The sequence below is a fragment of the Pseudomonas sp. HPB0071 genome, from assembly GCF_000478505.2.
Taxonomy (GTDB): domain Bacteria; phylum Pseudomonadota; class Gammaproteobacteria; order Pseudomonadales; family Pseudomonadaceae; genus Chryseomonas; species Chryseomonas luteola.
Window position 1 is genome coordinate 144,903 of record NZ_KI517368.1, and the last position, 24,183, is coordinate 169,085.

At 54.1% G+C, this 24,183-nt stretch carries 22 protein-coding genes and 1 pseudogene; 11 read left to right on the forward strand and 12 right to left on the reverse strand.

Translation table 11 applies throughout. The features are described from left to right. Positions 1-12: 12 nt before the first annotated feature. A complete protein-coding gene (locus HMPREF1487_RS20330) occupies positions 13-903 on the reverse strand; it encodes an extended-spectrum class A beta-lactamase LUT-1 (RefSeq protein ID WP_010798607.1) in 891 nt (296 codons plus the stop codon). Between the two features lie 312 nt (positions 904-1,215). On the opposite strand from HMPREF1487_RS20330, the gene HMPREF1487_RS20335 reads away from it, so the two are divergent. The 3 genes from HMPREF1487_RS20335 (at position 1,216) to HMPREF1487_RS20345 (ending at position 4,288) form a co-directional block, all read left to right on the forward strand. After that, a complete protein-coding gene (locus HMPREF1487_RS20335) occupies positions 1,216-2,235 on the forward strand; it encodes a 2-hydroxyacid dehydrogenase (protein WP_010798608.1) in 1,020 nt (339 codons plus the stop codon). A gap of 12 nt (positions 2,236-2,247) precedes the next feature. Beyond that, positions 2,248-3,867, forward strand: coding sequence for an L-lactate permease (locus HMPREF1487_RS20340; protein WP_010798609.1), 1,620 nt, complete (start codon positions 2,248-2,250; stop codon positions 3,865-3,867). Positions 3,868-3,928: 61 nt separating this feature from the next. Continuing rightward, the gene (locus HMPREF1487_RS20345) at positions 3,929-4,288 is read left to right on the forward strand and encodes a DUF5064 family protein (RefSeq protein WP_010798610.1); all 360 of its coding nucleotides are present in this window, start codon (positions 3,929-3,931) and stop codon (positions 4,286-4,288) included. 95 nt (positions 4,289-4,383) lie between these two features. On the opposite strand, the gene HMPREF1487_RS20350 is transcribed toward HMPREF1487_RS20345, so the two are convergent. Beyond that, positions 4,384-4,635, reverse strand: a complete 252-nt coding sequence (locus HMPREF1487_RS20350) for a hypothetical protein (protein ID WP_010798611.1) — start codon at positions 4,633-4,635, stop codon at positions 4,384-4,386. A gap of 323 nt (positions 4,636-4,958) precedes the next feature. On the opposite strand from HMPREF1487_RS20350, the gene HMPREF1487_RS20355 reads away from it, so the two are divergent. After that, the gene (locus HMPREF1487_RS20355; RefSeq protein ID WP_010798612.1) at positions 4,959-5,792 is read left to right on the forward strand and encodes an isocitrate lyase/PEP mutase family protein; all 834 of its coding nucleotides are present in this window, start codon (positions 4,959-4,961) and stop codon (positions 5,790-5,792) included. A 6-nt stretch (positions 5,793-5,798) separates the two neighbouring features. Here HMPREF1487_RS20355 and HMPREF1487_RS20360 read toward each other — a convergent pair whose 3' ends face one another. Continuing rightward, positions 5,799-6,179 carry a hypothetical protein gene (locus tag HMPREF1487_RS20360; RefSeq protein WP_010798613.1) on the reverse strand — a complete coding sequence of 127 codons (381 nt, stop codon included), beginning with the start codon at positions 6,177-6,179 and terminating at the stop codon, positions 5,799-5,801. Positions 6,180-6,369: 190 nt separating this feature from the next. Then, positions 6,370-7,269: a LysR family transcriptional regulator gene (locus HMPREF1487_RS20365; protein ID WP_010798614.1), complete on the reverse strand. Its 900-nt coding sequence runs from the start codon at positions 7,267-7,269 to the stop codon at positions 6,370-6,372. 168 nt (positions 7,270-7,437) lie between these two features. Between HMPREF1487_RS20365 and HMPREF1487_RS20370 the strand changes: the two genes are divergently transcribed. Together HMPREF1487_RS20370 and HMPREF1487_RS20375 are read left to right on the forward strand one after the other, a co-directional pair. After that, positions 7,438-8,598 carry an aspartate aminotransferase family protein gene (locus tag HMPREF1487_RS20370; protein WP_037031147.1) on the forward strand — a complete coding sequence of 387 codons (1,161 nt, stop codon included), beginning with the start codon at positions 7,438-7,440 and terminating at the stop codon, positions 8,596-8,598. 2 nt (positions 8,599-8,600) lie between these two features. Next, the gene (locus HMPREF1487_RS20375) at positions 8,601-9,353 is read left to right on the forward strand and encodes an SDR family NAD(P)-dependent oxidoreductase (protein WP_010798616.1); all 753 of its coding nucleotides are present in this window, start codon (positions 8,601-8,603) and stop codon (positions 9,351-9,353) included. A gap of 152 nt (positions 9,354-9,505) precedes the next feature. Here the strand turns inward: HMPREF1487_RS20375 and HMPREF1487_RS20380 are convergent, their stop codons facing one another. Beyond that, entirely contained in the window at positions 9,506-10,702 is a 1,197-nt protein-coding gene (locus HMPREF1487_RS20380; protein ID WP_010798617.1) for an MFS transporter, read from the reverse strand. 87 nt (positions 10,703-10,789) lie between these two features. Here HMPREF1487_RS20380 and HMPREF1487_RS20385 point away from each other — a divergent pair, with 87 nt between their 5' ends. Together HMPREF1487_RS20385 and alaC are read left to right on the forward strand one after the other, a co-directional pair. Beyond that, a complete protein-coding gene (locus HMPREF1487_RS20385) occupies positions 10,790-11,287 on the forward strand; it encodes a MarR family winged helix-turn-helix transcriptional regulator (protein WP_010798618.1) in 498 nt (165 codons plus the stop codon). Positions 11,288-11,421: 134 nt separating this feature from the next. Beyond that, positions 11,422-12,657 carry an alanine transaminase gene (gene alaC, locus HMPREF1487_RS20390; RefSeq protein ID WP_010798619.1) on the forward strand — a complete coding sequence of 412 codons (1,236 nt, stop codon included), beginning with the start codon at positions 11,422-11,424 and terminating at the stop codon, positions 12,655-12,657. A 60-nt stretch (positions 12,658-12,717) separates the two neighbouring features. Here alaC and ddlA read toward each other — a convergent pair whose 3' ends face one another. The 5 genes from ddlA to HMPREF1487_RS20415 all read right to left on the reverse strand — a co-directional run bounded on the left by ddlA (position 12,718) and on the right by HMPREF1487_RS20415 (position 19,360). Beyond that, complete coding sequence (ddlA, locus tag HMPREF1487_RS20395) at positions 12,718-13,812, reverse strand: D-alanine--D-alanine ligase (protein WP_010798620.1); 1,095 nt, start codon at positions 13,810-13,812, stop codon at positions 12,718-12,720. Positions 13,813-13,947: 135 nt separating this feature from the next. Next, positions 13,948-14,139 (reverse strand): hypothetical protein, encoded by a 192-nt coding sequence (locus tag HMPREF1487_RS20400; protein ID WP_010798621.1) that lies wholly within the window; start codon positions 14,137-14,139, stop codon positions 13,948-13,950. 373 nt (positions 14,140-14,512) lie between these two features. Beyond that, on the reverse strand, positions 14,513-16,282 hold the full coding sequence (gene dld, locus HMPREF1487_RS20405) for a D-lactate dehydrogenase (RefSeq protein ID WP_010798622.1): 1,770 nt from the start codon (positions 16,280-16,282) through the stop codon (positions 14,513-14,515). A 370-nt stretch (positions 16,283-16,652) separates the two neighbouring features. Next, positions 16,653-18,455 (reverse strand): glycoside hydrolase family 15 protein, encoded by a 1,803-nt coding sequence (locus HMPREF1487_RS20410; RefSeq protein WP_010798623.1) that lies wholly within the window; start codon positions 18,453-18,455, stop codon positions 16,653-16,655. 11 nt (positions 18,456-18,466) lie between these two features. Further along, positions 18,467-19,360, reverse strand: coding sequence for an SDR family oxidoreductase (locus HMPREF1487_RS20415; protein WP_010798624.1), 894 nt, complete (start codon positions 19,358-19,360; stop codon positions 18,467-18,469). Between the two features lie 453 nt (positions 19,361-19,813). Here HMPREF1487_RS20415 and HMPREF1487_RS27800 point away from each other — a divergent pair, with 453 nt between their 5' ends. Further along, positions 19,814-20,143 (forward strand): ribosomal maturation YjgA family protein, encoded by a 330-nt coding sequence (locus tag HMPREF1487_RS27800; RefSeq protein ID WP_256205766.1) that lies wholly within the window; start codon positions 19,814-19,816, stop codon positions 20,141-20,143. 23 nt (positions 20,144-20,166) lie between these two features. Here the strand turns inward: HMPREF1487_RS27800 and HMPREF1487_RS20425 are convergent, their stop codons facing one another. Continuing rightward, positions 20,167-20,547, reverse strand: coding sequence for a c-type cytochrome (locus HMPREF1487_RS20425; RefSeq protein WP_010798626.1), 381 nt, complete (start codon positions 20,545-20,547; stop codon positions 20,167-20,169). Positions 20,548-20,895: 348 nt separating this feature from the next. Here HMPREF1487_RS20425 and HMPREF1487_RS28465 point away from each other — a divergent pair. Continuing rightward, positions 20,896-21,045 (forward strand): annotated as a pseudogene (locus HMPREF1487_RS28465) (hypothetical protein); the annotation flags it as partial. A gap of 18 nt (positions 21,046-21,063) precedes the next feature. Then, on the forward strand, positions 21,064-22,140 hold the full coding sequence (locus HMPREF1487_RS20430; protein ID WP_010798627.1) for a hypothetical protein: 1,077 nt from the start codon (positions 21,064-21,066) through the stop codon (positions 22,138-22,140). A 163-nt stretch (positions 22,141-22,303) separates the two neighbouring features. Here HMPREF1487_RS20430 and HMPREF1487_RS20435 read toward each other — a convergent pair whose 3' ends face one another. Further along, positions 22,304-23,503 (reverse strand): N-acetylmuramoyl-L-alanine amidase, encoded by a 1,200-nt coding sequence (locus tag HMPREF1487_RS20435; protein WP_010798628.1) that lies wholly within the window; start codon positions 23,501-23,503, stop codon positions 22,304-22,306. Positions 23,504-24,183: the final 680 nt, after the last annotated feature.

A 24,183-nucleotide genomic window follows, 5' to 3' on the forward strand; every position in this document is an offset into this window, starting at 1 on the left:
TATGGGCTGGAATCAGCCTGTCACCCATTCAGCCACAATGCGCGCCGCATCGGCCAGTACGTCATTGCGCGCTTCCGCCTGCTGGTTTTCAAGAGCGGAATAGAGAGCCAGCACAACGGGTGCACGGCGAGGCGGCCAGAGGATAGCCACGTCGTTGGCCGAGCCGTAATCACCCGTACCTGTCTTATCGCCTACCTGCCAGCCAGCCGGTACCCCGGCCCGGATACGCTTGCCACCTGTGGTATTGCCTTTCAACCACGCCTGCAACTGATGCTGTTTATCCGCAGCCAGCATGTCACCCAATGCCAGACGTTGCAGGCTCATTGCCATGGCCTGAGGGGTACTCGTATCACGAGGATCTCCCGGAATAGCCGAATTGAGTTCGGTTTCCCACCGATCGAGGCGAAAATGCGTATCGCCTATCGAACGGGCAAATGCGGTGACCGCTTCAGGGCCCCCCAGCTTTTTCATGAGCACATTGGCCGCGGTGTTATCACTGTACTGAATGCCTGCGGCGCACAATTCGGCAACGGTCATCCCAGTGGAAACGTGCTTTTCCGTCACGGGAGAGTATGTGACCAGATCGGCCCGGGTGTACGTGAGCCGTTCTTCGAGGAGCCCCGGTTCGTCTTGGCTTCGGGCGAGAAACGCTGAGGCGAGCATGACCTTGAACGTGCTGTTCATGGCAAACCGCTCATTGGCGCGATAGCCCAACTGTGCTCCATTTGCGGTATCGATGGCGCATACTCCAAGCCGTCCGTTCAGCTGCTGCTCCAACTTAGCCAGCCGATCTTGAAAGGAAGCATCATCCCGATTAGCGCCAGCCAGCGTACCTAGCGAATAAGACGCAGACACCACAGCGCTAGCCAATAAAAACGTTCGACGGTTCAGGATGACATTCATGGCGCGGGCTCGTAATCGACTATGTAGGAAAACAACCTACTGGTTACAGACGTCACGTCGCCGGTAACCAGTAGGGAAACGGTGCAAGCGTAGCGCTGATGGAAGTCGGCTTACCAGCACAAGCTTTCTCAGGATGTTTGCACAATTCGCAGTTTTGGTGCTTAGGCTCAGTGAACCCCATGTTGAAGTAGCAGCCTAGACGGTTTCGTCTAGGCTTGGGGTATCTGTATCAGACGTGGGCATTGCCATACTGGCCGTGCAGTAGCAGACGTGGGACGACCACTTCGTTCTTTTGTGACTTGAGGAGATCGCATGAAAATCACTGTTTTCAGCGCCCAGCCCTACGATCAGCGGTTTCTTGACGAAGCCAATAGACACCATTTCGCTCATCACAACTTCGAGTTCACCTATCAAAATGTCCCGCTCTCGCTTCAAACCGTTGCGCTCGCGCAGGGCAGCGACGCCATTTGCACCTTCGTCAACGATCAACTCGATGCGCCTGTTCTCGAAACACTCAAGGAATATGGGGTCAATGCGATTCTCCTGCGTTGTGCAGGTTTTAATAATGTAGACCTCGACGCTGCCGAGCGACTAGGACTCTTTGTTGCGCGTGTCCCTGCCTATTCACCCGAAGCAGTGGCCGAGCACACCATTGCGCTTATCCTTACGCTTAACCGGCATACGCATCGGGCTTATAACCGCGTCCGCGAAGGCAATTTCATGCTGGAGGGGCTGCTGGGGTTTACGCTGCATGGCAAAACGGTCGGGGTTATCGGCACCGGCAAAATCGGTTTGGCAACGGCCCGCATCCTGAAAGGATTTGGCTGTCGCCTGCTGGGATACGATCCCATGCCTGCGCCTGAATTCAAGACGCTTGGGGATTTCGTTGACCTCGACATGCTACTGGCACAATCGGACATCGTGACGTTGCACTGCCCCTTGATGGACGCAACCCGCCACATTATCAATGAACGCACCTTGGCCGAGATGAAGCCCGGCGCCATGCTCGTCAATACCTCCCGCGGCGGACTGGTGGACACGGCCGCTGTTATAGAGGCACTGAAGAGCCGTCAGTTAGGCGCCCTGGCCATTGATGTGTATGAGCAGGAAAGTTTCCTCTTCTTCCATGATCGCTCATCCGACATCATTGATGACGATGTCTTCCAGCGGCTGATGACCTTTCCCAATGTGATTGTGACCGGACACCAGGGCTTCTTTACCGTCGAAGCGCTACGCGAGATTTCCGAGGTGACACTCCGTAACCTGGAATGCCTGGTGAACGGGACAGCATGCTCCAATGTGCTGATCAACAGGGATCCGGCCGGCCGCTAAGGGAGCCCCGTCATGTGGCAACAACTATACGACCCGCTTGGTAACGCCTATCTCTCGGCTTTGGTGGCCGCTGTTCCTATCTTGTTCTTTCTGACAGCACTGACGCTTCTCAAGTTGAAAGGGCTGACCGCCTCCCTGTTGACCCTGGGCATTGCCGTGGTCTCCTCTCTGTTTCTGTTCGGCATGCCCCTTGGCAAAATCCTGAGCGCCGCACTGTTGGGCATCGCCAACGGTTTATGGCCGATTGGCTATATCGTGCTGATGGCGGTGTGGCTTTACAAACTGGCAGTCAAGAGCGGCAAGTTTGATGTCATCCGTGGCAGTATTGCCACCATTTCTGAAGATCAGCGCATTCAGGTCATCTTGATTGCGTTCTGCTTTGGTGGCTTTCTCGAGGGTGCTGCAGGCTTTGGTGTACCTATTGCCATCTGCGCGGCGCTTCTGGTCGAGTTGGGTTTCAAGCCGCTCAAGGCTGCCATGCTGTGCCTGCTGGCCAATGCTGCGGCTGGCGCCTATGGCGCCATCGGAATCCCGGTAATTGTTGGCGCGCAACAAGGCTCTGTGCCGCTGGATGACATGGCGCTGATGATGATCGCCATTGTTCAGCCAGCCACCCTGCTTATTCCGACGCTCTTGATCCTGGTACTGGATGGGTTGCGTGGCATCCGTGAAACATGGCCGGTCCTTTTGTTGATCGGCGTGCTATTCAGTGGTCTGCAGACGCTTACGCTGTATCTGCTAGGACCGGAGCTGGTGGATATCATCGCCCCGCTTGTATCCATGGGAGCCCTTGCGCTGTTCATGCAGGTCTGGCAGCCCAGGCGTATCTATCGCGAGTCTGACGCACCGCCACGCTCTACACAGCGTTGGTCTCTGATGCAGGTTCTGGCAGCCTGGTCGCCTTTTTATATTCTGACCGGAATCGTGCTGCTGTGGAGTCTGCCCGCATTCAAATCGCTGTTTGCAGCGCAGGGCCCGTTGGCGGCCAGTGTGCTCAAACTGAATGCCCCGTTTCTTCATCAGCAGATCGAAGAAATTCCACCAATTGCCGCTGTAGCTCATACCTTACCCGCTACCTGGAGCGTTGCGCTAATCAGCGCGCCGGGAACAGCCATTCTACTTTCAGTACTGTTAACCACACTGCTTTCTCCTACGCTTTCATGGCAGGGTGCAGGCGAGCAGTTGAAGCAGACCATAAAAGAGCTGTGGCGTCCCTTGATCATGATCTGCCTCATCATGGGTGTTGCCTATATCGCCAATTTTTCAGGTGCCTCTTCTACCATCGGGCTTGCCTTGGCAGAAACCGGAAGCATCTTTCCACTGCTTTCTCCTGCTATCGGCTGGCTGGGCGTTTTTATCACCGGCTCGGTGGTCAACAACAACACGCTGTTTGCCCATCTGCAATCCGTGACAGCGCTTCAGATTGGCACCAGCCAGGCACTGCTTGTCGCCGCCAATACCAGCGGCGGCGTGATGGCCAAGCTGATTTCACCACAGTCGATCGCCATTGCCGCAGCCGCCGTGGATCAGGTAGGCGCTGAATCTTCGATTATGAGAATGGTGCTTCAGTACAGCCTGGCACTGTTGGCGTATGTTTGCGTCTGGACATTCATACTGTCGCTGCTGATTTGACGGTTACATCATCCACCAGCAGCGTTGAAAAGTTAGTGATCATTTCTTCAGGAGTTTGCTCATGTTCGTGCCCGGCCGCATTGAAGTCGATCAGGTTGCCAATGGATACCTTCCTGCCATGCATTTGCTGCTGGAATATACGGTCGACCCTGTTTCCTCAAACCAGCATGCTCACTTTCATCTCTCAGGCCACGTGGGCCAACGTGCGGTAGAAGAAAAGTTTTCCATGCACCGAGACGAAGCCTATAACTTCCTGGCGGAAATTGATCATCGCCTGCGCCGCTATGGTGTGCCTCTACCCAAGGCGAGCGTCTTTACGCATCACGAGGATTACGACCAGATGTTTGAAGATTTAAGAGGAAAACTGCATACCCAGCCGGGAGATCCCATAGATCTCGACCGGTTGGTAGGTGGTGAGTAAGCTGTCAGGGAGCGTTTAACAGCTCCAGCTTTATCGCCTGTCCGAGTCGATGCCTACCTGAGCTCTAGAACTCAGGCGCATGAGGCGGACTTTTATTACTGCTTGATACGCTCAAGAATCTGATTGGTCGTTGCGATGGCTTGCTTGTTGTTCTTTTCAACATCTTCACGAATCAACATAGCCAGAACGGTCAGAATGGAGGACCGGCAGATCTGAGACATCTCGCCTGACTCTTCCATCAGCAGGCGATAGAGAATCGATGAGGCAAGCTTACGGTCATAGGGTGGCAGTGAGTCGCTGCTGGCTAAAAGGGTAAGCTCTTCATTAAGCACGGCGTAGGCGTCCATTCGGCATATCCATAATGTTGAGCCTGGGCGCGGCTCTGATAAAAATGCCCTGAAAGTGAAGATCCTGACGATGGATTCCTGTACGCGAGCTTTGAGACACGACGTTTAAAAGAGTTTAGTGCCAGCTGTCGCTTCCATAGGCCATTGATGAGATTAGTCGACTCCGTCTCAATTCAGTTCAGGAAATCGCATCCCTTGTTTCCGCTGACAGACGGCGGTCTGCTCCAGCAATGACTGCGTCAAGATGCAGGCCCCGGTTTGACTGCACGTCGTCAAAGCAGCTGCAAGAATTACCTGACTATTGAGCCTGAAAGGACCTAGCCATGGATGTTTTCGAGAAAGCGGCACTCTTCAAGAAGCTTCATACGTATGATCAACCGCTGATCCTACCCAATCCATGGGATGCCGGTAGCGCCCGCATATTGAGCCGGCTTGGCTTCGAGGCCTTGGCAACGACCAGCGCAGGATTAGCCTTCAGCCTGGGGCGCCAGGATGCACGCGGGAGCCTTTCCCGTGATTGCGTGTTGGCCAATGCGGAAAGTATCGTTCTGGCAACCGACCTGCCGGTCAGCGCAGACCTGGAAAACGGCTTTGGTGACTCGCCAGAAGCAGTGAGCGAAACGATACAGCGGGCGGCTGAAATAGGACTGGCAGGCGGCTCGATCGAGGATGCCACCGGCAACGCAAGCTCGCCTCTCTACGATTTCAACCATGCGGTGGAGCGTATCGCGGCTGCAGCTGAAGCCGTAAAGGAGCTGGGTTACCCTTTCATGCTGGTCGCACGTGCTGAGACCTATACCTGTGGTGGTGCAAGCCTCGATGATACGGTGCGGCGTCTCCAAGCCTACGAAGCAGCAGGAGCAGATGTCTTGTATGTACCCGGGCTGCCTGATCTGGAAGCCATACGGCTGATTTGCGAGTCCGTATCCAAGCCAGTCAATGTTGTGATGGGCCTGTCTGGAGCGAACTATAGCGTGAGTGAGCTGGCCGAAGCGGGAGTCAAACGGATAAGTCTGGGTAGCTCATTGGCGCGAGCGGCATGGAGTGGATTTATCGCAGCGGCGTTGGAAGCTCGCGATGAAGGCACATTCGGCTTTGCCGAAAGCGCCGTTTCTTTCGCAGAAATCAACAGCTGGATGAACAGAGACGGAGAGTAAAACGCATCATCCTACTGAAGGTACCTCATTGCTTCCAGGCTGGCCCATCAACTGCCCAACCAGGGCACGTGCCAGCTTGAGGCATTCGAGGGCCGCCTGCTCTAGTGTTTCCTGACCGGAAAAAGAGGAAGCATCGATCAGCGTCATGGCAGCATCAAGCATCTGGGCCTGATTGGAAAACTCATTCCTCAGCTCTGTATCTGAAAGATCAGTCATTAAATTGGCGTCTGTCGCTTGACCATCTGCACGTCCATCATTGGACGCGTGTTCCCTCAGGATCAGATTGATGAACGCATATTCATCCTTTGTAAGATCAAAAGCGCTACCCTCCTGCTGTGCAGCAGGATTTAGCAATCTGTCCGCCGTGCCTGTATAACGTGTTTTCATGATTGATCGTGATGAACTACATCTGAATGTTCAGTATCAATTCGCTCGACCAGTGTTATTGACAAGTCATTAAGCACATGATCCACCTGTTATACGTATCGGTTATCGAGGCGTTAACTTAAGGGCAGCAGGATAAAAGCAACAGTTGTGCCAGTTGGCAACAGCTATGTTTGAGCGGAGAGCAGCCTCCTTACCTAAATGCCTCTAACGCATAATCAACAAAACTGCGGAGTTTGAGTGAGCGATAACGGTCCTGGGAATAGACTAGGTGCATGGGTCTGCTGGGCAATTGATAATGGTCCAGCAGCTTGACCAACCTGCCCTGCTGCAGATCTTGCCACACGAGGACGTTAGGTAGCATAACGATCCCGATCCCACTGAGCGCGGCCTGCCGAAGCCCCTGGGCACTATTGACTATGACACGGCCACTGATATCGATGGAAACCTCGCCTTCCGGTCCGCTCAAGCACCAACGCTTTTCGGTCCATCGCCACTCCGTGCCGGCAGGATAGGCGAAGGACAAGCATTCGTGGTGGGAAAGCTCTTCCGGCCGTTCTGGGTAACCATGCCGCTGTAGATACTGAGGCGATGCACATATCGTCAGGCGATAGTCCATCAGTGGTCGGGCAATGAGCCGTGACGCATCCAGCGTGCCCAGGCGAATGGCGACATCGAAACCCTCCTCAACCAGATCGACCACTCGATCCGTTAATACCACGTCGAGCCTGATTTCTGGGTACTGGGCCAGATAGTCTGCCAAGGCAGGCATCAGGCATTCCGAGCCAAACGTGGGCGGTGCCGTGAGACGTAAGACTCCATGAGGGTTAGCCTGCGCCTGCTCAGCCAGACGCTCCGAATCGGCTACGAGACCCAGCACCTCGACGCACCGCTGATAATAGACCGACCCGAACTCTGTCAGGCTTTGCCGCCGAGTAGTCCTGCGCAAAAGACTCATGCCGAGGCGCTTCTCCAACGCGCGGAAATGGTTGCCGACCATCGTAGTGGACAATCCACACTGTTCACCTGCTGCAGTCATGCTGCCGCTTTCGACTACACGTACAAACACCGTCATGGCTTGATAAAGATCCATTTTAAAGCCTGAATTCAAAGTGATAGAACAATCATAGCGTTTATCTCATATTGCTACATAAAGATACTCAAGCCTTCTCTAATAGGAGGCTTTATGACAGCTATCTCTTCAACCTCTACCTTCGCATTTGGCCAGACGTCTGCATTTACAGGCTCATCCCTGCCCTTGATGCAGACATATAGCCCGTTGACGGTCAGCTTTGTAAGGGGCAAGGGAACGCGAGTTTGGGATCAGCAAGGAATTGAATATCTGGATGCTGTTGCGGGTATTGCGGTAACCAATATAGGTCACTCCCACCCGCGGATTACCCAAGTCATTCAGGAGCAGGCCGACCTGCTGATGCACACCTCCAATCACTACAGCATTACCTGGCAGCACGAGTTGGCCGAGCGTCTGACACAACTTACGGGTATGCAGCGCGTATTCTTTGGCAATTCGGGCTCGGAGGCCAACGAGGCCGCTTTTAAACTTGCCCGTCGGTATGCTCAGCATAAAGGCGTCTTAACACCCAAGGTGGTCGTGATGGAAAATGCATTTCATGGGCGCTCACTCGCCATGATATCCGCCAGCGACAGCCCTAGTGTTCGCAACGGCTTCGGGCCGTTGATCAATGACTTTGTCAGGATACCGTTTGGTGACTTGGACGCACTTGACGCCGTAACCCAACGGTATGGTGACCAGATTGTAGCATTGCTGATTGAGCCCATTCAGGGAGAAGCCGGCGTGATAACGCCACCCGTGGGTTACCTCACCGCGTTACGCACGCATTGCACGCGCAACGGCTGGTTGCTCATGCTGGATGAAATTCAGAGCGGCATGGGTCGTACAGGTGCCTGGTTCGCCTATCAACATGAAGGCATCCAACCCGACGTCGTTACAATCGCCAAGGCGCTTGCCAATGGCTTGCCTATTGGCGCTTGCCTGGCAGCTGGCATTGCTGCCGATCTTTTCACACCAGGAAGCCATGGCAGTACCTTTGGTGGAAATCCGCTCGTATGCCGAGTGGGATGTGCTGTGCTGGATGTTATCGAGGAAGAAGGCTTGGTCCTGCATGCGGCACAACGGGGTACACAGCTCAAGGACCGCCTCGAGAACCGCTTGAGCCACCTCCTACAGGTTCAGGCAATACGCGGCCATGGTCTCCTGCTGGGCATTCAATTGAATAAGCCCTGCCGATCATTGATGCAACGGGCGCTTGACCGGCATCGCCTGCTAATCAATGTTACGCGGGAAAATACTATTCGCCTGTTACCGCCATTGATCATCAGCGAAGCGGAAGTCGACACGCTTGCGGACGCCATACACGATCTGATTAGCCAGGAGTGGTAACCATGGATATCTGTCTTGATGGCAAGACGGTGCTGGTCACAGATGCAAGCGCTGGTATAGGGGCTGGTATTGCAAAGCTATTGGCTGCCGAGGGTGTCAACCTCGTTCTGCTTGCCAGGGATACGGAGCGGTTGCAGGCCGTTGCTTGTGAGGCGTCCATACTGGGCGCCCCTACCGTAAAGCTTCTTACAGGGGACTTGGCTGATGAAGATGCGTTGCACAGCGTGCTTGAAGCGATCGAAGGCAGCGTCATTGATATTCTGATCAATGCAGCGGGCGCCTCGCGTCCTGTCGCATTGATGGCAAGCGAAGAGGAGTGGCGCCAAGCCTTTCTGCTCAATTTCATTGCAGCCCGGCGGCTGACCCATGCCGTACTTCCTGCTATGCAGAACAGACGTTGGGGTCGGATCATTTCAATCAGCGGGTCCATGGAGCCGCGCAGCCTGAACGCGGCGAGCGCAGCCAAGGGTGCGCTGCATCTCTGGTCGAAGGGACTGTCCTGTGAGGTCGCCGTGCAAGGCATTACCGTCAACTGTATTGCGCCGGGTCGAATCCATAGCAGGCAGGTCATGACCCAGCTGCACCCTTCTGCTGAAGCCAGGGCCGACTTCGTTCAGCGTCATATTCCGGCCGGTTATTTTGGCGAGCCTGAAGACGTTGCTGCATTGATCGCGTTTCTCGCCTCACCACTGGCACGCTACATCACCGGCGCGGTTATTCCGGTAGATGGCGGTATGCATTATTTTGCACACTGACATACGAACCCTATCTGATTTTATCTCCAGAGGGTCCAGAAAGGCTTCGTTGCCTCTGCCACGCAGCCGCTCGACTCAAACCGGGATGCGAGTCAGCTACCCTAAAAGGAAAGGCGGTCGGTGCTGGACCAGACTGACCGCCAAGGTAGCACCTAGCGAGGCTGTAAACGCCAGCTATGAGACTCGAACTGAGCGGCAGGCTTAAAACGCATCACGATTGCCATCAGCACCACAATACCGAATGCCATCAGCAGCCATGCCTGGGAAAGATTGGTTGAGTGCTCTCGTATCAACCCCGCCAGGAAGGGCATACCGCTGGCAATGATGTAACCGCCCCCCTGTACGAACCCCATCAATGCGCCGGCGCCTTTGGCATCGCTGACGTGATCCATAGTCACGATCAGGGAGAGCGGAAACAGTGCGCCGATTCCGATACCGAGCAATACGGCGGCGGGAATGGCCATTGACAAGGGCGCGATCACGAGTCCTGCCAACCCCGCCAATATCAGCAGCAACATACCTAATAACGGAACACGCCGATCAGGAAAGCGACCAATGAACATTGATACGGAAAGCCCTGCTGCTACTTCCGTTAGCGTCAGTGCGCCGAGCAGATAGCCGCTGTCAGCTGCAGACCACCCCAACTGAACATAGAACGGCGGGAGCCAGGCGAGTACCAATGTATACGCACCAGTACCGATACCAAAAGCCGCCATCAGCAACCAGGCTCTACCGGCACCCAACGGGAGCCGGACGGGCGCGGTGGCGGCTGGTGCAGTTTCATGTGAGGCAGTCTGCCTCCACGCCAGCGCACCCAGGACTGCAGGAACGGACCACAGGGCAAAAGTGATTTCCCAATTACCGGTGATCTGTGTCAGCGGCGACGCTGACGCTGCAGCAAGCGCGGCCCCACCCATGATACCGGTGGTGTAAAGGCCCATCAGCATACCTACACGGGTAGGAAAGTGACGTTTGATATAAGCGGGCAGTAGCGCCTGTACCAACGCGATACCCAGCCCTGCAAGCATGGCCGTCAAGACAAGCCCGGTTGTCGAAGGCAGCAGCCAGCGTAATACACCTGCCAGCGCAATCGCCGTTACGCCAGCCATAACCCCTTTATATTCCCCCAAAAGCACCTGAAGCCATGAGCCAAACAAGGCGCCCACGCCCATTGCAAATACGGGCAATGTCGTCAGCAGACCTGCCGAAGCATTGGTAAGCCCAGTCGTATGCTGGATTTCATCGAGCAATGGTCCAATCGCAGCCAGGATGGGCCTTAGGTTAAGGCTGACCAGCATCAGGGCCAACACTACTGGCCAGGTTCTACAGGTGTGGTTCGAGGCAGTCATGCACAACTCCTTTTTGATTGTCTGGATTGACCTCTCTATAATTACCTTAATACAAAGTATCTTAACGTCAAGATATGAGGATACAACATGACTGATCGAGCCCTGCTTGCTGCTCAGCAATGGAAAACTCAACGGCCGGATATAGACCCCTTCCCTATGCAGGTCCTGGGGAGATTTGGCGAGCTTGCCCAGCTGATTACGCGGGATTACATCAACCCCTACTTTGCCCGCTATGAATTGCATCCGGGCGAGTTTGATGTATTGGCCACCCTGCGGCGCTCGGGAGAGCCATTTGCATTGACGCCAACGGCGCTTTATGAGGCGGCAATGATCTCCTCAGGTGGCATGACCAACCGCCTGGATCGTCTGGAGCGCGCCGAATTGATAGAACGGCGCAAACACCCCTCTGACCGCCGCGGTACACTGGTCGCCTTGACAGACAAAGGGCGAATGCTGATCGATGAGATGCTGGCGCCACATGTTGAAAACGAGCGCCAGGTATTGGCCGCACTGACCGCTGCAGAACAGCATCAACTGGATCAGCTCCTGGGCAAGCTGATCGCAGGCCTTTCGAAGGGTGTGTAATACAGAAGGTCATTAAATAAAAAGAAAACTGTCTATGCCGCTTCGCTTTTCTCTCGGCTACAGTCATGTCACGTCACATGCTGTGACCTGCGTCGCTCGGACGGTTCCGGGCGCTTACGTCTATCGAGGAAAACATGGCTGACTCCAGCTCCATGCGTCGCTTCACGCGTATTGATCGTCTCCCCCCTTACGTTTTCAACATTACCGCTGAACTCAAGCTGGCCGCTCGCCGTCGTGGCGAGGACATCATCGACCTGAGCATGGGTAATCCGGACGGCGCCACACCGCCTCACATTGTGGAAAAGCTGTGCCAGGTCGCCCAGCGTGAAGACACTCACGGCTACTCCAGCTCTAAAGGCATCCCTCGCCTGCGCCGCGCCATCTCGCGCTGGTATCAGGATCGTTATTCAGTCGAAATTGATCCGGAGTCCGAAGCCATCGTCACGATTGGGTCAAAGGAAGGTCTCGCCCATCTTATGCTGGCAACCCTGGACGCCGGCGACACGGTACTGGTACCCAACCCCAGCTATCCGATTCATATCTATGGTGCTGTTATTGCAGGTGCCCAGGTACGCTCCGTACCGCTGGTACCGGGTATGGATTTTTTTGCCGAGCTTGAGCGGGCTATTCGCGAAAGTATTCCCAAGCCAAAGATGATGATCCTGGGGTTTCCATCCAATCCCACGGCTCAATGCGTTGAGCTTGAGTTTTTCGAACGCGTCATCGCCCTGGCCAAGCAATACAACGTTCTGGTCGTTCACGACCTCGCCTATGCCGACATCGTGTTCGACGGCTGGAAGGCACCGTCCATCATGCAAGTACCGGGTGCCAAGGACATCGCCGTCGAGTTCTTCACTCTGTCCAAAAGCTACAACATGGCCGGCTGGCGAATCGGCTTCATGGTAGGCAACCTCGAGTTGGTCAACGCGCTCGCGCGTATCAAGAGCTACCATGATTACGGGACATTTACGCCATTACAGGTAGCTGCGATTGCGGCATTGGAAGGCGATCAGCAATGCGTTCGTGACATTGCTACGCAGTATCAGCAACGTCGGGATGTGCTGGTGAAAGGTCTCCATGAAGCGGGCTGGATGGTTGAGAACCCAAAGGCATCGATGTATGTCTGGGCCAAAACCCCTGAAGCCTATGCGCACCTGGGCTCGCTTGAATTTGCCAAGAAGCTGCTGGCGGATGCCAAGGTATCGGTCTCACCCGGGATTGGATTTGGAGACTACGGGGACGACCATGTCCGCTTCGCGTTGATCGAAAACCAGGACCGTATTCGTCAGGCCGTGCGGGGTATCAAGGCCATGTTCCGGGCCGACGGCATCCTTGCCAAACCCGCGGCTCAAAAGGCTGTAAGGCTGTAAGGCTGTAAGGCTGTAAGGCTGAACAAAGGCTAAGGCGGACTGCCTTAGCCTTCTTCTCGACTAACGTGAATGCTTAAGTGCACGCTCCTGGGCATGACGCTCCTGCGCCAGCTCAATCAGCCGGGTGATCAAATCCTGATAAGACAGCCCGCTAGCTTCCCAGAGCTTGGGATACATGCTGATATTGGTAAAGCCCGGGAGTGTATTAACTTCATTGATCAAGACCTCGCCACTGGCTGTCAGAAACACATCGACCCTTGCCAATCCCGAACATCCCAGCACCTTGAATGCGTCCAACGCCAGTGAGCGTATGCGCTCGCTGATCGCAGACGGCAGATCCGCCGGGACATTGACCTCAGCCGCTGCATCATCGATATATTTGGTGTCGTATGAGTAGAAACCACTGTGCACAACGATTTCTCCGCACGCACTGGCGACCGGCTCCTCGTTTCCGAGAACTGCACACTCGATTTCACGGCCCTTGACGGCCTGCTCCACCAACACCTTGGTATCGTAGGCAAATGCCTGAGCCATCGCATCAAGGTATTCGGCTTCCGTTTCCGCCTTGCTGACACCTACGGACGAACCTTGATTGGCAGGTTTGACGAACACCGGCGTCCCCAACGCTGCGGTGACCTCACTGAATGAAGTGCGGGCAGCGGTCAGGCGGCTGAACGTTAGGAAAGGAGTAACCGGTAATCCCGCATCACGCAGTAGCCGCTTGGTAACATCCTTATCCATGCAGACAGCAGACCCCAGCACGCCAGACCCCACGAAAGGCAAATCGGCCATGCGGAGAAGCCCTTGAAGAGAACCGTCTTCGCCCAAGGGGCCGTGCACAATCGGGAAAATGACATCAATTTGCCCCAGCGCCTGGGCAGAAGAGGTTTCAATCAGTTGCTGCTCACGCTGTCCTGGCACAAGGGCCAAGGCTCGATTGGACCGATTGAGTGCAATGAGCGCGGGGTTCTCAGCGTGAAGCAAATAATCGGACGCATCATTGAGATGCCATCGGCCTTCCTTGTCGATTCCGATAAGAATGACCTCGAATTTCGCCTTGTCGATGGCGTCGACAATATTTTTGGCGGATTGTAATGAAACCTCATGCTCCGAAGAGCGACCGCCAAAGATGACCCCTACTCGCGTCTTGCTCACGACCCTGCTCCTCAAGCGTTATACGCAGCCATAGGATACAGGGCAGAAGCGATTTGAAAATCGGGGCTATTGAATTATCGATTAGAAAACTGATTACGCGAACCAGAATCGCCCAGCCTGAATAAAACACAGTTGTCAGGCACTAACGCCCTGATGCTGCCATTCGGCTTCAAGCTGAGCCTCCAGCAAACTCAAGGTATTATAGGCTTCCGAGTAATCCAGAAAAGTTTTCTGGACGAGCAGGCGGGCCTGGTCTACCTTTATCTGGTACTGACGAATTTCCTTCTGCAGCTCTACGAGCCGTCTCGCCTTATCTCTTTCCGCCACGCCATCACCCTCCATGAGACCTGAAAAGAGGCGGGCTATTATGTGCTGCAGATCACATTACGAAAATACCGTCTATCTATCCTTTTAGACCGTTCAGCGGCTTTATCATTGACTAATATCAAAATGATATCTAGCGATATGGCTATGATCTTTTACCTCTTCTAAGATAAAAACAGACATGCCAATCCTGGGTCTTTGTTCTTGATGATCGGAGACATACTGGTAAGCCGTCATGCTTCCTTCATCGCGCATTCATCATTTCTTAACATTCGATACGTAACATTTATATCGACCGCTTTAGTTTCCCCACGGTTACCCGTTCTAAGGCGGTCATTTATTCTCTTCGCCTGATTTAACTCAGCATCTAATTTCTTTACTCAATCACCCTTCCCGCCTGTATTCCCGGCTCTGCCCAATGGCTGCACTTGCTGGTGTGACCGATGCCTGGGTTGAAGCTATTGCATGGATCGAGCTTGCGGTAGAACGCTTTTAGGCCCGGCTTGGCATGGTAGAGATGGCCCACGTTGTGTTCTGCCGGATACTCTGCACCACGCTGATCCAGTAAGTCCCACATGCGATGCTCAATCGCCAGACAGTCATTACCTTTCTTGACGATGTAATCCTGATGGAAAACATGGCAGAAGAAATGACCGTAGTACAGCTTATGAACAAGCTTGCCATCGAGGTCAGCGGGAAGCGTTTCGAACCACTCCCGGTCATTGCGTCTCAATGCGATGTCCAGCGCCACGATGTCTTCCACCTCCTTAGGGTGAACGTCCCGATAACGTATCGCTGCGCTGGCAGCGGCAAAGCGATGCAGGAACGCCTTGCGCCCTTCCTCAGCGGTACACCTGAAATAGGCACCACGGGCTTGACCGAAAAAGCTGTCTAGGTAACGCTGCGTCTCATCGATCAAAGGGCCCGCGACCTTGAGTATCAAATGATGCTCATACTGATCCCGATACGCTTTCATTCGCTTGGGCAGATGGCTTGGGAACAACCGGCTCAGTGCCTGCAGAACCCGGTCACCGAGGTGCGATGGTAGAAAGCTGAAACGGTTGAATACCTCATCGAAACGGCTCTTGAGCGAGAACAACTTGGGCAGCCGTTCGGTGCCTAGGCGGTCGATGATGAGAAAAGTGTCTTTGCCGTAGGCTTCTGCGACATCGAAGGCATCCCGATGCATGTACTCACCGGCAATGGGTAATTGCGGAAAGTTGGCGAGCATATGCCGCCGGATTTCCGTAAGGTCGGCGGTATCGTTAGTGCCGATATAGAAAACCGCGGTATCTTTCTCGATGGGAAAGGTATCCAGCCGAACCGCAAAAACAGCCAGCTTTCCTGCGCTGCCAGAAGCCTCGTACAAGCGGCTCGTGTCGGCGTTGAAGCGCGCCGGGGTATCGGCATCCACCTCCCGCACATGGCTGGTGTAGCCCTTGTCAGAACCGGCCCCTGCGTCACGTTCGATGTCGGCTTCACTGTACTGGTGATTATCCAGCCGCGTCAGGATTTCCTCCGGCGTACTGCCTAGCGCAACACCAAGGTGATTGACCAGATGAAGCTCACCACGTTCATCCAGACGTGCATAAAGCGCCATCTGGGTATACGCCGGGCCGCGCTGGATGAGCGAACCGCCTGAATTATTACAGACACCACCCAGCACGGACGCACCGATGCAAGAGGAGCCAATCACCGAATGAGGCTCCCGGCCGTGAACTTTCAGCTCTCGCTCCAGCTGATCAAGGGTGGACCCAGGAAAACAGATCACCTGGTCTCCATTCATGATCAGCTGGATCTTCTTCATGCGCATGGTATTGATGAGCACAATGTCACGGTCGTAATCGTTGCCGTCGGGCGTTGATCCGCCTGTAAGCCCTGTATTGGCCGCCTGCATGATGATAATCGTATTGGCTTTCACACACGCCTTGACCACCTCCCACTGTTCCAGAAGCGAACCTGGCTGAACGACGGCAATCGCATCACCCGTACCAAAGCGATACCCGCTGCGAAATCGCTTTGTGCGAGAGGGGTCGGTCAATACGTGCTGAGGGCCGACCACCCCTTTCAAATGGTGAATAAGCGCTTCCCTGTCACGGGCAATGGCGTCGTCTACAGCAAGAGCGACGGGCGATGACGCGTGCATAAGAACTCCAAAGGCAGTAGCTAAAGATTGGCTTCTTCCATGGTAGACCTGGCCTACCCGCGCTTCCACCTACTCGCGGCGAAGGTCTAATTCCAGTAGAAACTGCCGTTATCCACCAGAGAAGAAGAAATAATCTGGTAATTGTCAGGCTTTGCGATTTGAAGTCGAGATCTTCAAGAAAACGTTAATTACAGGTTTGAGCGGGTATAAGGCCACTTGGGAAGAAAAATATCTAGAGTCGCTACAAAACCTGACTTTTAGTCAGGCCTGTGCAGGCAAACGCAGGCTTGATATCTATTAACTCTGCTATTCCCAATCCCTAGCATCGTCTGTCTGCGCTCATTAGAGAGGTTTTGTTAACCGCTCTTACTCAGGACTCGGTCTTGGCAGGGTCATCAACGGCCAGAATGGCATGGATCATGGCAAGATGACTTAAACCTTGAGGGAAGTTGCCCAGTGCTTCGCCGGTCTGGGGGTCCATCATCTCAGTCATCAACCCCACCCCGTTGGTTGATACCTTCAGCACGTCCTCCATCAATGCCTTGGCGCGCTCGTTGTCACCCAGCACAGCATAAGCTTCAACCAGCCAGAACGAACAGGCCAGAAACGCGCCCTCTTCTTTCTCCGCACCGCTATAGCGATACACCAGCGGGCCGCGCGCCAGTTCACGATGGATTGCTTCACACGTGGTGATCAACCGCTGCTTGCTCTCAAAGCCGAAGCGAATAGCAAGCAAGAGACCGGCGTCCAGCTTGTCAGTACCGGCATAGAAGGTGTAAGCCTGCTTGGCCTCGGACCAGCAATGTTCATCAATCCAGTCACGGACACGGTCACGCTCACGCTCCCAGCGCTTTTGCATCGTATCGGGAATGTGACCCTTTTCTGCCAACTTGACTGCTCGATCCAAGGCAAACCAGCAGCCTAACTTGGACATGGTGTAATGCTGCTCTTCTTCCAGCTCCCACATCCCGGCGTCCTTGCAACGCCATTGATCAGCGCAGAGATTGGCCAGCTCGACCAGCATTCCGGCGGTATTAAAATCCAGGATATGACCGCCCTCCATATACATGAGGATGGTTACTAAAAGATCGCCATACAGGCTCAGCTGGCATTGATAACTTGCTCGGTTGCCTACTCGAACAGGGCTGGACTTTCGATAGCCCGGCACATTGATCACCCGCTCTTCCGGCGCCTTATCGCCCTCTAGAGTAAAGCAGGTATGTAGACGGTGGCCGTGCCGACGGATGACGTTCTGCAACCACGCCAGCGCAGCCTGTGCTTCTGCCATAGCACCAATGCGCAGGAATGCTTTGATGGTAAACACCGCATCTCGTACCCATGCATAGCGGTACTCGTAATTCTTGTCGCCTCCCAATCTTTCAGGCAGCCCACATGTAGGTGCCGCCACGATAGCGCCACTTGGCGAATACAAGAGAAGTTTTAGCGCGAGAGCCGAACGAATGACTGCTTCCTTGAACACCCCCTGGTATTGCAGACCTTCAGCCCATTCCCGCCACGCCATGTCACTGCGATCAATACGCTTGTCGACTTCCTCAAGTGTTGGCACAGCCAACGGCTCATTCTCGGCCGCCATCAGCGCCAATACGGTACGGTCCCCTTGTTTCAACGTAACGCGTGCACGCACCAGCCGGTCGGTACATTCATCAATCACCACCTCATCGCCGTAGCACAGCATGGCCATCAGACCATCGATATGCATCACTTCACCGTTCGGTGTCTGGCGAATCCACGGTGAGATGGTCTGGCCTCGCGTACCAGGCACTAACTCGATACTAAGCGTTACCTCACCCTGTACGCCCTCAATACGTCGCCCTAGCTCGGACCAGGGCAACCGGCCAGCAGATCCACTGTTAAGCGACTCGGTCAGGCGGACCTGACCCGAGTCGGTTTCAAACAACGTCTCCAGTACATTGCTGCTTTGCAGATAGGCACGTCGGGCTGTGTAAGGTTGGACAGGGGTAATCGAAAAATAACCACCGCTGGGCGCATCCAGCAGACGATCAAACAGAGGGGGTGAGTCCATATTGGGGGCACACCACCAATCGATGGAGCCGTCAGCCGCGACCAGGGCGACCGAGCGGCCATCACTTAACGCAGCATAATTTTCCAGGGGCGCGTACCCCTCAATGCGGTGCGTCTCGAACGTCTGCATGATGCGATCCGTCAGGCCATGCCGCCGGTTGCGCCGTATACTTCACCCGTCACATAGCTGGACTCCTGAGAAGCCAGAATGACGTAAATCGGAGCCAGCTCTGCCGGTTGGCCAGGCCGCTTGAAGACAGTCTCGCTGCCAAACGACGGAATCTTCTCTTGAGGCTGGCCGCCGCTGGGCTGAAGTGGAGTCCAGAAGGGTCCAGGAGCTACCGCATTGACGCGGATACCCTTGGAAATGACCTGTTTGGCCAATGCCTTGGTAAAGGCAGTGATCGCCGCTTTAGTAGGCGCGTAATCCAGTAGGGTTTCCGACGGTTGCACGGCCTGAATGGACGTGGTGTTGATAATAGCGGCACCGGCCGGCATATGCGGAATTGCCGCCTTGCATAGCCAGAACAGCGCATACACGTTGGTCTTGTAAGTGGCGTCGAATTGATCAGTGGTCAAATTGGCGATGTCTTCAACGGCTGTCTGCTTACCTGCCACGTTGACCAGAATATCCAGTCCACCTAGTACATCCTTGGCTTTGCCAATCAATTCATTGCAAAAGGCCTCGCTTTTCAGGTCGCCCGGAACGCAAACCGCTTTACGACCTTCCGCTTCGATCAGTTGTACAACTTCTTTCGCATCCGCCTCTTCTTCAGGCAAATAATTCAGCACGATGTCGGCTCCCTCGCGCGCATAAGCGATCGCCGTTGCTCGTCCGATACCCGAGTCCGCGCCGGTAATAAGCGCCTTGCGGCCCGCAAGACGTCCAAATCCCTTGTAACTGGTTTCACCGTGGTCAGGGCGTGGCTGCATGTCCTGAGCGAGACCGGGCGGATTTTGCGGCTGCTTCGGAAATTCTGGCTGGGGATATTGGGTCAGGGGATTCTGCATGGTGTACTGGTTATCAGTAGGCATAAAATAGTCCTCTCGTCAGTGACGCCGCGATGAAAAGATGAAGGCGGCTTGGATAAAAACAGCGGACGTGTCCAAGTGCTGTCTAAAAATGGGAAAGCCTGACTGAGGAGATGGTTCCGTCCGATTTTGGATCGAACTTAATGCATTAAGTGCTTGACGATCCTAAGTGGACGTAATGTGACGAGAGAGATATGAAATAAAAAGCGGTCTGAAGCTTTAAAATCGTCCCGCAAAAGATATTTAGAAAAATTCACCAGCCTTTAGCTGGCTCGTCCACAGGATGGGTTTGCTACAGCATATTCATACCAGTAATCGAGACTACATAAAATTACTCTCAACTCATTACGCGCTCCTGCTGACTGCGCCCAAAGGAACCGTAACAGACTCCATCTTGGTCTAGCCCTTTGTGCTGTAATAGCGCTCGGGCTAACCTCTCGCCAGTTTCCTATCATCATTCCTGACGCTCTTGGAAAATACCCAGGCGATGCGCTTTGGGCGCTCATGATCCTTACAGGTCTGGCTTTGATCGCGCGCCGCGCCAATGCTGTATGCCTGGCGGTAACAGCGTTTGGTATTTCATGTGCCGTGGAGGCAACGCAGCTTTACCAGGCGCCCTGGATCAATGCGATTCGCCACCATCCGCTAGGCCATATTGCCTTGGGCACTACGTTTTCCTGGATGGATATCGTTGCTTACGGTATCGGCATATTGGCGGGCGTTTTGATCGATGGCCTGGCCAGACTCACAGTAAAGGCTAGCCACTCACTCAAAGCAGACGCCTGAAATGATTCTGGCGCAGCAAGCGCTTACTGTCCTTTGTTCTGGAAGGTCGCAAGATAGGCAAGCAGGTCGGCAATCTGCTGCTCATTACTCATTCCCCAGAAACGCATCTTTGTGCCGGGTACGACCTTGTCCGGATCCTTTAAGTAGGCAGCGAGGGTTTCCTCATTCCAGACAATTCCTGACGCTTTCATGGCCTCGGAATAGTTGAAGTCTTCAGTAGTCCCTGCCTTGCGTCCGAAAATAGCGTTGAGTTCGGGGCCGAACGAGCCCCTGGCATAGGTCCCCACCTTATGACAGTTACCACACCAGGACGTAAAATACTTTTTCCCTGCTGTTGCGTCACCGGCACCATAGGCGACTCCGTGCACCAGCAAGGCCAACGTCATTAACACCCAGTTTCGCATGTCTTCTCCCGAATACGATTAGCGACGCCTGACGATCATTATGCCTATGTAATACAGCCACGTTCATTGATATGAAACGTAATGACCAACCATGGCCAGAAGTCAAGGCCTGCACTCTCCTACTTTGCATAACGTCATCGCTCAGCTGGCAAGTGCTCCTGCTTGTCAGCGCTTCAGGACCAATGGCTTTGCCAGCCTGTTGAAGGTGGTCTATAGGTTCCTCTCTCGGTCTTGTGACTGACTGAGCCCTAATGGACACACAAGGAAAGTTATCATGTTCAAGCTCACCCCCCTGGCGCTTATGTCCTTGCCTCGTTCAGCAGCCTTGTCGTAGCTGAAAACAACCGCGCCACACAAACGCAGAGTGGATTCGACAATGAGGCTTCCCTGGAGCAGCGTGGCGACGGTAATAACGCGACACAGGAGCAGCTGTTAGCAGACCACCAGAGCTCAACCGTTATACAAACGGGCAATAACAATGACGCCGACGTACTGTAACAAGCCTCTGGCCATAAAATGACGCTTGACCAGACGGGTAATGGCAATAGCGCTGCTGTCCATCAAGCTACCGCCGGGAGTGGAAGCGAGGCTTCGATCCTGCAGGTTGGCGATACCAATATTGTCATTGTAAACCAGCAGGGCGGTGACTCTGGTTACGACGCCACCTTATACCAGGAGGGCAACAACAATACTCACACGATCGAGCAAGCAGGCGATGGGCGCGCCACGTTGACAGCCAATACCCTGGGTAACGGCAACACGATTAATGCATTACAACGAACGGGTGTATCGGCCAGCCTTACTCAGCTAGGTGAAAATAATCAGATCACACTTGAGCAGAGCGGTTATAGCAATAACAGAGAGGGAGACAACGCTTCTGTAGTGCAAAATGGCGATGCGAATGTACTTACTTTGAATCAACTGGGTTACAACCCAGGTAAAACCGCCACGCTGTCTCAGGAAGGCAACAATAACCTGTACACGATCGATCAAATCGACGATGGCGTAACAACATTGGTGGCGAATACCCTGGGTAACGGAAATACCATTACAGCGCTTCAGGAAAAAGGCAAATCAGCCACGCTTTCCCAACAAGGCGATAACAATCAGATCGCACTGGCCCAACGTGGCGGCCCGATGGAAGCTGATGTAAGTGTTGTGCAAAACGGCAACGAAAACAGCGCAACAGTTGAGCAGTCGACAGGGAGTCGTTATGGCGCTTATTCCACCCGTCTGGCTCAAGAGGGGGATGCCAACACTGCTTCCCTCACTCAAGGAGGCGGCCTAAACGTGATAGACGTCGCCCAGGACGGTAACGGAAACGAGCTGACCGTCGACCAGGACACAATAGCCGGGACCCTCATTGGTCGATCTACCGGCGCCAGCAATTTTGCAGACATCAGCCAGGAAACATCCATTACCACGCTGTATTTTACACAGGAAGGAGACGCCAATCAGCTCACTGTCGATCAGGCCGGCATCAATAGCCAGGCACGTGTCGACCAGTTTGGTACTGCCAATGAAGTCTTTATCTCCCAACGCGGACCTACAGTGTTATTTACCGGGCCGGCTAATTCAGCAACGGTCATGTAGAGCGGAGCAGGTAACACCGCTACGCTTTATCAACAATGAGCGGTGCGGGTCTTGATAAAGCAATAAGCAGGGTGGCCTGTTCGGTATCGCTCCTAGCTCAGCGTTCTTGACTCTTGGGACCTGGTTGGACTGACTGGCTTATTTCCAGTCAGTCCAAATCAACTCATGCCGTTGCGGCTGTCTTCTGATCTGCAAGGTAAGTCCCCACCGGTGGCCGCTGGCTGAAGTAGGTGTGTACCCCATGGAATATACGATCAGCGACTACTTGCTGGTGACGGGGATTGAGCAACCGTTTGCTGTCCTGAGCATTGCTCATGAACCCCGTTTCTACCAGAATCGACGGGATGTCAGGTGACTTGAGTACAGCAAAACCAGCTTGCTGGACCTGCTTCTGATGTATCTTCGCAACGGTACCCAGACTCGTTAGTACGCTGTGTCCCAGATCCAGGCTCGAAGCAATGGTAGTGCTCATGGACATGTCCAGAATAACGTTGGCGAGGTCTGGATCCTTGTCTTGCAGAGGCAGGCTATTGGTTCCAACAAGATCGGCATCGTTCTCCCGCTTCGCCATCCAGCGAGCCATAGCAGACGTCGCACCGCTGCTGGAAAGCGCAAAGACAGAAGCCCCACGGGCACGGCGGCTGGGTGCTGCATCGGCATGGACCGAGATAAACATGTCGGCGTCATACTGGTGAGCGATGTCCACGCGCTTGCGCAGTGGAACGAAAATATCCTCGGTCCGTACCAGCTTGGCCTTGTAGCCTTTCTCCTTGTTGATCCGCTTGGCTAGATTATGAGCAATCGCCAGGGCGACCTTTTTTTCATAGGCACCTTTAGCACTGATGCATCCAGGGTCCTTGCCACCATGACCAGCATCTACGACAACCACCAGATCACGGCCGGGACTCTTCTTGGCGCGAGGTGTCGATGCCGCATGCGCCACCTGTGTGTTTGCAGGCCCCATTGGGCGAAGGTCAAACACCAGTCGATCACCAAAGGAGCCGGACGGGCCAAGTACCAGGCTGTCGAGTTTTACTGGCTGCTTCAATTCGAGGACGATACGACTGCCTGTCGTACCATGGGCTCCACCCCGAATCGTTTTGATTGCTGAGCCGGTAACATCCAATTTTGAAACATTGGTGGCTAACGTCGTGTTAGGTAAGTCGATGACCAATCGATGAGGTGAGTCGAGCGTGAACGTGCGATAGTGGCTCGGGCCATTGAGATCCAGTACCAGGCGAAAGCGACCAGCGGTCCGTGAGCTCCTTATGGAGCGGACCTCGCTTGAAGCAGCAAAGGCATTAGGGAAGGCTGGCAGCGTCAGCCCTGCCAGGATGAAGTTTAGAAGGTGACGACGGTTCATAACTACAACACATTTCGGCGAAACAATTTGTAACAATATAACATATCGAACTAGCAGGCCAAGGCTATGGTGGGCACAATGCGCTATATTCCTGATTTATCGATCCTGTCACTTACTGGAAGGCCCACCTTCTACACTCACGTGGCAGCATCGAAACGCCAGGCGCTCTAGAGTGGGGTTGTTATGAAGGGAATAGTCTGCGTAAACCATTCTGCCGCGCGTAACGTTCCGAATGGATAGTTATATGCCCACAGTTAGATGTACGTATCTCTTAAGTTGAGACGTTAGCTAATCTCATCTTCATCAATCACACACTAGTGACTCTAAATGGCAACTAACTGAGAGGTATTCCAGCGGGGTCGTTTCTGATCTGGGCTGTAACACTGTGGAGTACCGCCCTATTCTGCTCATCTGCCTTATACGGTTACCAACGCAACGATTAGGTGGATGGCAAGGTACTTTTAGATGATCTCTGCTCGCACGGCTAACGACTGATCTTCAGTCCAGAACCGCGTTATACATCCCTTATGGAGGCATGTTGAAAACCGTCGCTTAGTACGCGGCTCGTCACTACATCAACGCAAGGCCAAGACTTGCCATAGCGCTGCACCCATGGAGCTGACAAACCAGACGCGCTTAGTCACCGCCTGGTTTGTTCGTTATGGATATCACCCAATCGC

Excerpts from the sequence above, each read along its gene's own strand:
- HMPREF1487_RS20330 (WP_010798607.1), bottom strand. The coding sequence starts at position 903 with ATGAATGTCATCCTGAACCGTCGAACGTTTTTATTGGCTAGCGCTGTG.
- HMPREF1487_RS20335 (WP_010798608.1), top strand. The coding sequence starts at position 1,216 with ATGAAAATCACTGTTTTCAGCGCCCAGCCCTACGATCAGCGGTTTCTT.
- HMPREF1487_RS20340 (WP_010798609.1), top strand. The coding sequence starts at position 2,248 with ATGTGGCAACAACTATACGACCCGCTTGGTAACGCCTATCTCTCGGCT.
- HMPREF1487_RS20345 (WP_010798610.1), top strand. The coding sequence starts at position 3,929 with ATGTTCGTGCCCGGCCGCATTGAAGTCGATCAGGTTGCCAATGGATAC.
- HMPREF1487_RS20350 (WP_010798611.1), bottom strand. The coding sequence starts at position 4,635 with ATGGACGCCTACGCCGTGCTTAATGAAGAGCTTACCCTTTTAGCCAGC.
- HMPREF1487_RS20355 (WP_010798612.1), top strand. The coding sequence starts at position 4,959 with ATGGATGTTTTCGAGAAAGCGGCACTCTTCAAGAAGCTTCATACGTAT.
- HMPREF1487_RS20360 (WP_010798613.1), bottom strand. The coding sequence starts at position 6,179 with ATGAAAACACGTTATACAGGCACGGCGGACAGATTGCTAAATCCTGCT.
- HMPREF1487_RS20365 (WP_010798614.1), bottom strand. The coding sequence starts at position 7,269 with ATGGATCTTTATCAAGCCATGACGGTGTTTGTACGTGTAGTCGAAAGC.
- HMPREF1487_RS20370 (WP_037031147.1), top strand. The coding sequence starts at position 7,438 with ATGCAGACATATAGCCCGTTGACGGTCAGCTTTGTAAGGGGCAAGGGA.
- HMPREF1487_RS20375 (WP_010798616.1), top strand. The coding sequence starts at position 8,601 with ATGGATATCTGTCTTGATGGCAAGACGGTGCTGGTCACAGATGCAAGC.
- HMPREF1487_RS20380 (WP_010798617.1), bottom strand. The coding sequence starts at position 10,702 with ATGACTGCCTCGAACCACACCTGTAGAACCTGGCCAGTAGTGTTGGCC.
- HMPREF1487_RS20385 (WP_010798618.1), top strand. The coding sequence starts at position 10,790 with ATGACTGATCGAGCCCTGCTTGCTGCTCAGCAATGGAAAACTCAACGG.
- alaC (WP_010798619.1), top strand. The coding sequence starts at position 11,422 with ATGGCTGACTCCAGCTCCATGCGTCGCTTCACGCGTATTGATCGTCTC.
- dld (WP_010798622.1), bottom strand. The coding sequence starts at position 16,282 with ATGCACGCGTCATCGCCCGTCGCTCTTGCTGTAGACGACGCCATTGCC.
- HMPREF1487_RS20410 (WP_010798623.1), bottom strand. The coding sequence starts at position 18,455 with ATGCAGACGTTCGAGACGCACCGCATTGAGGGGTACGCGCCCCTGGAA.
- HMPREF1487_RS20415 (WP_010798624.1), bottom strand. The coding sequence starts at position 19,360 with ATGCCTACTGATAACCAGTACACCATGCAGAATCCCCTGACCCAATAT.
- HMPREF1487_RS20425 (WP_010798626.1), bottom strand. The coding sequence starts at position 20,547 with ATGCGAAACTGGGTGTTAATGACGTTGGCCTTGCTGGTGCACGGAGTC.
- HMPREF1487_RS20430 (WP_010798627.1), top strand. The coding sequence starts at position 21,064 with ATGACGCTTGACCAGACGGGTAATGGCAATAGCGCTGCTGTCCATCAA.
- HMPREF1487_RS20435 (WP_010798628.1), bottom strand. The coding sequence starts at position 23,503 with ATGAACCGTCGTCACCTTCTAAACTTCATCCTGGCAGGGCTGACGCTG.